Annotated in this window: 9 protein-coding genes and 1 pseudogene; 4 read left to right on the top strand and 6 right to left on the bottom strand. The window is 76.2% G+C overall.

Annotated features, from left to right (window positions below; translation table 11 throughout):
* A partial coding sequence (locus KSNIM_RS08960) for a TIGR02678 family protein (RefSeq protein WP_263102690.1) occupies positions 1 to 995 on the top strand: 995 nt, incomplete at its 5' end.
* A gap of 28 nt (positions 996 to 1,023) precedes the next feature.
* Here the strand turns inward: KSNIM_RS08960 and KSNIM_RS08955 are convergent.
* A complete protein-coding gene (locus KSNIM_RS08955) occupies positions 1,024 to 1,230 on the bottom strand; it encodes a cold-shock protein (protein ID WP_263102689.1) in 207 nt (68 codons plus the stop codon).
* Between the two features lie 79 nt (positions 1,231 to 1,309).
* A complete protein-coding gene (locus KSNIM_RS08950) occupies positions 1,310 to 1,495 on the bottom strand; it encodes a hypothetical protein (protein ID WP_263102688.1) in 186 nt (61 codons plus the stop codon).
* Between KSNIM_RS08950 and KSNIM_RS08945 the strand changes: the two genes are divergently transcribed.
* A complete protein-coding gene (locus tag KSNIM_RS08945) occupies positions 1,483 to 2,760 on the top strand; it encodes a sulfite oxidase (protein ID WP_411543680.1) in 1,278 nt (425 codons plus the stop codon). The two genes, KSNIM_RS08950 and KSNIM_RS08945, sit on opposite strands and share 13 nt — an antisense overlap.
* 12 nt (positions 2,761 to 2,772) lie before the next feature.
* Here KSNIM_RS08945 and KSNIM_RS08940 read toward each other — a convergent pair whose 3' ends face one another.
* The 4 genes and pseudogenes from KSNIM_RS08940 to KSNIM_RS08925 all read right to left on the bottom strand — a co-directional run bounded on the left by KSNIM_RS08940 (position 2,773) and on the right by KSNIM_RS08925 (position 5,679).
* On the bottom strand, positions 2,773 to 3,099 hold the full coding sequence (locus tag KSNIM_RS08940; RefSeq protein ID WP_263107878.1) for a carbohydrate-binding protein: 327 nt from the start codon (positions 3,097 to 3,099) through the stop codon (positions 2,773 to 2,775).
* 54 nt (positions 3,100 to 3,153) lie between these two features.
* A pseudogene (locus KSNIM_RS08935) lies at positions 3,154 to 3,957 on the bottom strand (Tat pathway signal sequence domain protein); the annotation flags it as partial.
* Between the two features lie 132 nt (positions 3,958 to 4,089).
* Complete coding sequence (locus tag KSNIM_RS08930) at positions 4,090 to 4,719, bottom strand: TetR family transcriptional regulator (RefSeq protein WP_263102686.1); 630 nt, start codon at positions 4,717 to 4,719, stop codon at positions 4,090 to 4,092.
* Positions 4,720 to 4,767: 48 nt separating this feature from the next.
* A complete protein-coding gene (locus tag KSNIM_RS08925; RefSeq protein WP_411543679.1) occupies positions 4,768 to 5,679 on the bottom strand; it encodes an acyl-CoA thioesterase in 912 nt (303 codons plus the stop codon).
* Between the two features lie 123 nt (positions 5,680 to 5,802).
* On the opposite strand from KSNIM_RS08925, the gene KSNIM_RS08920 reads away from it, so the two are divergent.
* Positions 5,803 to 7,170: an SWIM zinc finger family protein gene (locus KSNIM_RS08920; protein ID WP_263102685.1), complete on the top strand. Its 1,368-nt coding sequence runs from the start codon at positions 5,803 to 5,805 to the stop codon at positions 7,168 to 7,170.
* On the top strand, positions 7,167 to 8,967 hold a 1,801-nt coding region (locus tag KSNIM_RS08915), incomplete at its 3' end, for a DUF6493 family protein (RefSeq protein WP_263102684.1). The genes KSNIM_RS08920 and KSNIM_RS08915, both read left to right, overlap by 4 nt.

The raw sequence follows: 8,967 nt of genomic DNA, 5'->3' as shown, positions 1-8,967 counted from the left end.
ACCGCACCCGGGCCGCCGCCCAGGGCGCCGCCGCCGGCGAGCGCCGTACCGCCGCCCGGTTGCTGCTCGCCCACCCGCTGGTCACCCCGGGCGGGCCGCACGGCGCCGGCTTCCCACTGATCCACCGTCACGCCGACTGGCTGACGGAGCGGTTCGGCGCACTCCTCGGCTACCCCCTCACCGTCGGCCCGGCCCACGCCCGCCTGCACAAGGCCCCGCTGGCCGACCGCACCCTGCCCGGCTTCGGGCCCGACGGGTACGCCGCCCTCGTCCTCGCCCTCGGCGCGATAGCCGACCGGCGGGTGCCCGACCTCGAACGGCCCGAGGTGCCCGCCCTGCTGACGGAGTGGCAGGTCGCCACCGCCGAACCGGACGGCGGCCTCGCCCTCGACCGCGACCTCGCCCGCGCCCTGTTCGCCGCCCCCGCGACGCCGCCCGCCGACACCACGGCGCTGGCCGTCCGCCGCCTGCTCGCCGAGAACCCGGTCGTCCTGACCGACGAACTCGCCGCGCCGGAACGCGCGTGGCTGCTCGGGCGGCTGACCGCCGAGGCCGAGCTGTTCGCGGACTTCCTCGGGCTGGAGGCGGAGATCCGCACCGAGGGCGTGGCTCTGCTCGACCCCGCCGACGAACTCTCCGACTTCACCGACGGACCGCTCGCCCGCACCGCGCTGCTGGTCGCCGAGCGCCTGGTCGAGGAGCTCCGCCCGCTGCCGGAGGATGCCGCCCCGCCCGCCGTCCTCGTCCCGGACGCGCTGATAGACGGCACCCTCGGCGACATCACCGACGACTACGGGCTGCCCGAGCAGCCCGAGTGCGACTACCTCGCCGACCGCACGGCACTGCGCCGTGACGTGCTCGGCCTGCTGCACCGGATGCAGCTGATCGCCCCGGCCGGCCGCAACTGGGTGCTGCGCGCCCCCGCCGCCCGCTACGCCCCGCAGGCCGAACTTCACCCCGCCCCCGGCACCGGCCGCCACTCCCGCGGCGCCTGAGACCCTCCCGGCGACGGGTACGCGCGGCTCACTCCACGGCGCGGACGTGTTCGGCGACCTCGCGGAACTCCTGGACGGTGGCGTCGTACTCCACCCGCTGGCCGTCGGTCAGCACGTGCTCGGGTGCGTCGACGATCGAGTCGTAGTAGACGGTGAGTTCCGGCCCGCCGTCGTCGGGCCTGATGTAGCCGTAGCCGTGGCCGCGGTAGAACGTCCTGACAGTGCCGGTGGCCATGGGACCACCCCCTCGCTCAGGGGTCTGTGCCGATGACGGCAGTATCGGCCGCCGGCCCGCCCCGCACCACTCGATCGGCTCAGCGGGCCGCCTGCACCGCCTCGGTGCGCTGATGGTGCCGTACGGTCTCGGCGGTGGCGGCCACGCCGAGACTGCCGAGCGCGAGCGACGCGGCGACGGCCGCGCAGGCCAGCCACCGCCGGTGGCGGCGGGGGAGCGGGAAGCGGGTGTCCCGCGGTGAGGCCGGGGCGGATGGTGCGATCATGCCCCGGAGCGTGGCAGACCGGTGTGAAAGGTCGGCCACAAGCGGGTGAAGTCCCGGCGGAACATCGGAGTCGAGTCCGTCACCGCAGGTCAGAGCCGGTCCCGGGCAGGCGCCGCAGTCGGCTGCCGTCACCCGGCCGGCCGTACTACCGTGGAGCCGTGCCCCCCGGAACGCCCGACGGAGAAGGCCGCGGCATCGTCAAGCCGCTGCCCCCGGAGTGGTTCGTGCCGCACGACGGCAACGCCGAGATGCGCTGGGACGCGCCCACCGGCCCCGGCCCGCACACCCCGAACGAGCGGTTCTTCGTCCGCAACCACACCCGCACCCCGCGGATCGACCCGGCCGCCTGGCGGCTGCGGGTGCACGGCAGCGGACTGCGCGGCCCGGGCGCGGTCTTCTCCCTCGCCGACCTGCACGCGCTGCCCGCGAGGACACTGGACGCCGTGCTCGAGTGCGCGGGCAACGGCCGCCGCTACTGGGCCGAGCAGCAGGGCACCCCCGCCCCGGGCACCGCCTGGGGGCTGGGCGGTGTCGGGATGGCGGCCTGGCACGGCGTCCCGCTCGGCGTGCTGCTGGAACGGGCCGGCCTCGGCCCGGCGGCGGTGGACGTGCTGGCGGTCGGCCTCGACCCCGAGTACCGGGTGGACGGCCGGAACCTGGGCCGGGTGCGCCGACCGCTGCCGCTCGCCAAGGCGCTGGACGGCGTGCTCGTCGCGTACGGGATGAACGGGGAGCCGTTGCCGCCGGACCACGGCGCGCCGGCCCGGCTGGTGGTGCCGGGCTGGGTGGGGGTGGCCTCGATCAAGTGGCTGGGCGAGCTCGAGGTCTCGGACCGGCCGCTGGAGTCGCCGTGGAGCACCGAGTTCTACCGGCTGTTCGGCCCGGGGCATCCGGTGGGCGGCGGCCCGGCGCTCACCCGGCAGACCGTCAAGAGCGCCTTCGAGCTGGCGTCCGGGGCGGTGCTGGCCGCCGGCCGCACCCACCGGCTGCGCGGCCGTTCCTGGTCGGGGGCGGCGGCCGTCCGCACCGTCGAGGTGAGCACCGACGGCGGCCGCGTCTGGCGTCCGGCCGAGCTGCTCGACCCGCCGAGCCGGTACGGCTGGCGGCGCTGGGCACTGGACTGGCGGCCCGACGCGCCGGGCCGGTACGGGCTGCGCGCCCGGGCCACCGACCTGCTCGGCCGCACCCAGAACGCGGAGGCGCCGTTCAACCGCGAGGGCTACCTCTTCGACGCCGTGGTGGTGCATCCGGTGACGGTGGTCTGAGCGCCGTCAGGGTCAGGCGATCGTGATCCGGTCCAGCCGGGGTGCGCCGGCGGCGCCGACGGCGGTGACCCGGACGGTGTTCCGGCCCTGTCGCAGGGCCACCGGCAGCGACACCGTCGCCCAGCCGTCCCACCCGCCGGTGGGGCGGAGCGCCCGTGCGGCGACCAGCCGGCTGCCGTTGACGGCGATGTCCACCGTCCGGTCGGCGGACCCGCCGTTGGCGTACCGCAGGGTGAGCGTGGCGGCGGCCGGTGCGCCCGCCTCGACCGTCCACTCGGCGCCGGCCCCGGCTCCGCCGTCGAAGGACGCCCAGGACGCCCCGGCCGGACCGGTCTCCATCCGGCCCTGCCGCAGCACGGCCTCCTCGGCCGGGTAGGTCCCGGAGGCGCCGGAGACCAGCTGGTAGCCGCGCATCGACCGGATCAGCAGGTGGCAGTCCTGCAGTGAGCCGGAGGTGTCGCCGAGCGAGCGGTAGATGCCCCACTTGGGCCGGACCCGGTCGGCGAGGAAGGTGTCCACGCCCTCCTTGGCGGCGTCGAGCAGCGTCGTCCCGCCGCTGCGCAGGATCCAGCGGACCATGCCCTTCGAGCCGTCGCCGATCCTGATCCGGAAGTCCACGTCGACCCAGCGGTCGTGCAGCGGGGCCAGGTCGGTGCGGCCGACCAGCACGTCGGACTGCGGCAGGGCGAGTTCGATTGTCTCCTTGCCGCCGACCCGCCGCAGCGACTGCACCACGATCGGCGCGGTGCCGTTGCCGGGCTGCTTCATCTGCATGACGTGGGTGAAGGTGGTGGTCGCCCGGAGCGAGGAGGGGATGTACACCGCGTAGGTGGTGCGCCAGGTCTCCCCGGGGCGCCACTCCAGCGGCGGGCCGCCGGCGGGGCTGCGCATGCCGGTGACCTCGTGGCGCTGCCGGTCGGTCGCGGAGTCCCGGTCGACGGTGTGCATCGTCCAGCGGTAGGCGTCGCCGTCGGTGGTGATGTGCGGCCGGGCGGAGGGGTGCGAGCCGGCCCGGTCGTCCTCGACGGTCTCGAAGGCGCGCAGTCCGTCGAAGGCGGGGGAAGGGGACCAGCGCAGCTGCCAGCTGGAGACCGCCGGGGCGGCAGGGGTGTCGCCGCGGGCGACCATCTGGAGTCCGGCGGAGGCGGCGCCGCCGAGTGCGGCGCCGAGCAGCAGTCGGCGGGAGGGCGTGTTCATGACAGGACTCCTCGTGGTCGGATGCGGGGCGAGGGGCCCCGGGACCTCCGGGCAGGTCCGTCCAGCGTCGAGGCCCGCCCGGCGCCGGTCAAGGAACGTCAGGAAGGCTTACGCCCGATTTAAGAGTCGCCGTCAGGCCGCCGGATCGGCCGCCTCGTACGGCGTCAGGACCAGCCGTACCACGTCCTCCAGCCGCCGGCGGGCGTCGTCCAGGGTGGTGCGGCCGGTCACCCAGGCCGTCAGTTCGCCCTGCCAGGCGTGGCCGACGATGTGCCGTACGACGTCCCCGGTGCTCGGCGGCACCTCGGTCATCACCGCGCGCAGCGCCGCACCGTCCGCCCGCGCCATCGCCTGCAGCGCCTCGCTGGCGAACGGATCGGTGGACGCCGCGACCGACACCCGCAGCCGGGCCAGTTCGGGCTGCCGCTGGTAGGCGCGCATGCCGTGCCGGACGAAGCGCACCATGCGGTCGCTGGCGGTGAGCCCGGCGCGGCGGCCGCGCACCTCGCCCACCAGGTCGGTCAGCAGCGAACGGTGCCACTCCGCGATCGCGGCCGCGAGCAGGTGGTCCTTGGACGAGAAGTAGCGGTAGGTCGTCCCGAGGGCGACCCCGGAGCGCTCGGACACCTGGCGCATCTGCAGCCGCTCGACGCCGATCTCGGTCACCAGTGCGAGGGCGGCCGCGATCAGGTTCCCGCGCCGTTCTAGCTGACGGGGCGACATCGCCTCCACCGGACGGGGTGACAGGTCAACCTTGGTCACCTTCACCATGATAGGGCCCGGGGTCCCGCACGGGTATGACGCGATCGGTCACGGACGGGTCGCGCGCGCCTCCCGCAGCAGGGTCTCCTGCACCGCCGAGGCCACCAGCAGGCCGTCGCGGTTGTAGAACTCGCCGAGCGCCAGCCCCCGCCCGTCCGAGGCCGAGGGGCTGCGCTGCGCGAACAGCAGCCACTCGTCGGCGCGGAACGGCCGGTGGAACCACATCGCGTGGTCCAGCGAGGCCAGCAGGGTGCGCCGCGGCCCCTTCCGCCCGAAGCTGTGCGGCTCCAGGTGCAGCGCGGTGGTCGAGGCCAGCGTCAGATCGGACAGGTACGTGAGCGCACAGACCTGCAGCAGCGGGTCGTCGTCGGGCAGCGGGGTGCCCGTCCGCAGCCAGACGAACTGCTGCGGAACGCCCGGGAGCTCGGCCGGCATCCCGGGCGCGTCGGCCGGCAGGAAGCGCATCTCCAGCGCGCGGAAACCGGTCGCCTTGGCGAAGTGCTCGGGGTTCGCCCGCTCCCAGGCCACGAACGGGTCCGGCAGCTCCTCCGGCCCGGGCACCGGGGGCATGGTGCGCTGCCGCTCGGCCGAGGACTCCGGGCGCTTGAACGACGCCGACATGGTGAAGATCGCCTCGCCACGCTGAACCGCCGTCACCCGGCGCGTCGCGTACGAGGAGCCGTCCCGGATCCGGTCCACCTGGTAGACGATCGGCCGGGTCGGGTCGCCGGGCCGCAGGAAGTAGCCGTGCAGCGAGTGCACCGACCGCTCCGCGCCGATCGTCCGGCCGGCCGCGGTCAGTGCCTGCGCGGCGACCTGGCCGCCGAAGGCGCGCATCGGCGCACCGGCATGGCACCGACCACGGAACAGGTTCTCGTCCAGTTCCTCGATCCGCAGCAGCTCGACGAACGGGGCCACCTGGTCGTCGGCCGGCACCCCCTGGTCCATGGCGTCGTTCACGGCTCCATACTGGCAGATCGCCCCCGCACCACGGTGTGACCTGGGTTACCCGTGGTGCGCCGGAGAAGTGGAACGCGTTCCAGAAGCGACGGCCTGTCAGTCCCCGCGCCTAGCGTCCTCGCCATGACGCAAGCCGTGCAGACGTACGCCTATCTGCGCCCCTCCGCGGTGCACGAGAACACCGCCGGGCGCGCCCTCGCCCTGGAGACCTCCGGCGGCGCCGGCCCGCTCGGGGCCACCGCCAACCCGCGGTTCTTCAGCGGCTTCCTGACCTCGCCCGCGGCCGCCGCGGCCGCGCTCCTCGCGGTGGCCGACGTCGCCGCCGCCCGCTACTACCAGCCGCAGCTGCGCGCCTCGCTCGACCCGGTCGTCACCGCCGGCGGCGACCGGCTGCGCTTCGAGTCCTTCTCCGGCTGCTGCGGCGTGCACGCCCGCCTCGACGTCCTCGCCGAGGGCCTGGACGGCGGCGACCTCGGCCACGGCACCACCAACGTCGACGTCAACAACCCGCTCCGCGAGGGCCTGAGCCGGATCGGCACCGGCGAGCCGTTGCACCTGGCCGTCGGCCCGGACGCCCTGGAGGTCACCACCCTCGACGGGCCGATGGTCGAGAAGAAGGTCCCGCTGCCCGAGCGCTGGGTGCGCGGCTTCGCCGAGACCCAGGTGCTCACCACCGGCTTCGACCTGCGCGCCGAACTGCCCGCCGCCGAGGCCGTCCGCTTCCTGCGCACCCTGCCCCGCACCGGCGGCCGCGGCTCCACCACCGGATGGGTCGCGCCCGCCGGCCGCACCCTGCGCCCGACCAGCCGCCCGGTGCCCGGCGCCGTCTGCCTGCCCGGCCCCGAGCGCCTCGCCGCCCTGCAGCGCGTCCTGCGGCACGCCCTCACCCTGCGCGTCTACGGCCCGGCGACCACGGCCGCACCCGCCGCCTCCGCCTGGGAGGTGGTGCTGCCCGGCATGCGACTCACCCTGACGCTGTCCCCCGACGCCTCGCGCGGCTTCTCCGGCGAGGGCGGGGTGCTCGCCGCCCTCGCCGCCGAGGGTTCCGCCGAGGACGCCGAACTGATCGCCACCCTGCTCGCCTGGGAGCCCAGGATCGACCCGGCCGAGCTCGCCGCCCAGTCCGGCCTCACCGTCGAGCGGGTCCGCGCGGCCCTCACCCGGCTCGGCACCGCCGGCCAGATCGGCTACGACCCGGCCGACGCCGCCTACTTCCACCGCGTCCTGCCCTACGACGCCGGGCGCGCCGAAGCGCACAACCCGCGGCTGCGCGCCGCCCGGGCGCTGGCCGCCGCCGGCGCCGTCCGGCTCGGCGACGGGCTCGCCGAGGTGACCGTCGACGACCACGTGCAGCGGGTGCGCACCGGCGCCGACGGGCAGCTCGGCTGCACCTGCCTCTGGTGGGCGAAGTACCGGGGCGGGCGCGGGCCGTGCAAGCACGTGCTCGCCGTCGGCCTGGTCCGCGCCGGCCGCCCGGAGGCCGCACGATGAGCCTCGCCGACCTCGCCCGCAAGGGCGACACCGCCGCCGTCGCCGCCGCCCTCGCCGACCTGGCCCCCGAACGGCGCCGCGCCGAGGTGCCCGCGCTGCGCGCACTCCGCAAGGAGCTGCGGGACAGCTGGTCCGGCTCCCCGGACCGGTGGACGGCCCTGCTGGTGGCCGGCGCCGGCTGCCTCACCTCGCCGACCGCCGCCGCCGAGTGGATCGGCAGCCGGGCCTTCGAGGACCGCGCCGGCTGGCGCAACCCGCTGCTCGTCGAGGTGATCGAACGTCAGCCCATCGCCTGGCGCCTGGTCGTCACCGCCCGGCTGGCCGAGCGGCGGGCACCCGGCTGGGGCTGGTCCGAGCACTTCCCGCTGCTCGAACACCTGGTGCGCTCCACCGGCAGCCCGGTGCCCACGACCGACTCCTTCACCACCCAGTGGGTCCGCGAGCGGTCCCGGCCCGAGCCCCGCCACCGGGTCTTCGGCAGCCTGCCGCCCGGCCCCGACCTGTACGCCCGGCTCGCCACCGACCCGTTCACCCCGGTGCTCGCCCCGCGGGTTTTCGAGGTGCCCGACCTCGCCGGCGAACTGGAAGGGCCCTGGGCCGCCCGCGACGACTCCGAGCGGTGGCCCGCCGTCCTCGCCCGGCTCGCCGCGGACGGCGTCCTCGACCGCGCCGACCTGCTCGACCGCTGCCTCGCCCGGCTGCTGCGCGGCGGCGGACGCCCGAACGACCACCGGATCCACCTGACCGTCCTGCGCGCGCTGGCCCCCACCGCCGACGAGTACGCCGAGCGGGCCCGCACCCTGCTGGCCCTGCTGTCCGGCCACTCCACCGCCGCCGCCCTGGCGCAGGAGGTGCTCGCCGCGTTGGACGCCGCCGGCCGGCTCGACCCCGAGGTGCTCGACGAGGCGAGCCCCACCGTGCTGTTCCGCCCCGAGAAGAAGCTCGTCCGCGCCCAGCTCGGCTGGCTCGACCGGGCCGCCCGCACCGCCCCCCACCGGGCCGGCCCCGCCGTGCTCGCCGCGTCCGGCGCCTTCGGCCACCCCGACCGCACCCTGCAGGAGCAGGCGCTCAAGGTCGTCGCCCGGCACCTGGCCGCCGCCGGTACCGCGGTCCTCCCCGAACTGCGGGCCGCCGCCGAGCAGCTGGACCCGGCCCACCACCGGCGCGCCGCGGAACTGTTCGGCGCCGAGGTGCAGACCGAGGAGCACCAGGAGCTGCTGCCGCCCCCGCCGCAGCCCCGCCCGGTACCCGCACCGATCGCCACCCCGGCCGAACTCGCCGAGGAACTCGGCGCGGTGCTCGCCGGCGACACCGCCCTCGTCCCCTGGGAACGTGTCCTGGACGGCCTCGTCCGGCACGCCCGCACCGACCGCGCCGCCCTGGCCGAGGCCCTGGACCCGGTGCTGAGGACCCACCACGGACACGACCTCGGCGCGGTCGCCGAGGCCGCCACCGGACGGATGACCGCCGGCCAGGCCCACCAGGCCGTCAACCCCTCCCACCGGCGGGGCCGCTTCCGCACCGCCTGGTCGACGCCCTTCGACCACCAGACCGCCGCCCGGCTGGAGGAGGCCGCCCTACGGCTCGTCACCCGCCCGCTGCCGTACCTGCTGGCCACCCCGACCGACTCCACCGGATCCATCGACCCGGCCGCGCTGGTCGAACGGCTCGCCGGCTACGCGGCGCTCGGCACCGACCCCGGCCCCGTCGACCTCGGCCAGGCCCTGCTCCGGGTGGCGCCCACCAGCGACCCTGCGGTGATCGCGGCGGCCGCGGCGCTCGGCACCCCGGCCGGCG

This window comes from Kitasatospora sp. DSM 101779, from assembly GCF_025655475.1.
Taxonomy (GTDB): Bacteria; Actinomycetota; Actinomycetes; order Streptomycetales; family Streptomycetaceae; genus Kitasatospora.
The sequence above is the reverse complement of the archived record's forward strand: the minus strand, read 5'-3'. Positions and strand labels throughout refer to the sequence as shown.

Excerpts from the sequence above, each read along its gene's own strand:
- KSNIM_RS08955 (WP_263102689.1), bottom strand. The coding sequence starts at position 1,230 with ATGGCCACCGGCACTGTCAGGACGTTCTACCGCGGCCACGGCTACGGC.
- KSNIM_RS08940 (WP_263107878.1), bottom strand. The coding sequence starts at position 3,099 with ATGGAGACCGGTCCGGCCGGGGCGTCCTGGGCGTCCTTCGACGGCGGA.
- KSNIM_RS08920 (WP_263102685.1), top strand. The coding sequence starts at position 5,803 with ATGACGCAAGCCGTGCAGACGTACGCCTATCTGCGCCCCTCCGCGGTG.
- KSNIM_RS08945 (WP_411543680.1), top strand. The coding sequence starts at position 1,483 with ATGGTGCGATCATGCCCCGGAGCGTGGCAGACCGGTGTGAAAGGTCGG.
- KSNIM_RS08950 (WP_263102688.1), bottom strand. The coding sequence starts at position 1,495 with ATGATCGCACCATCCGCCCCGGCCTCACCGCGGGACACCCGCTTCCCG.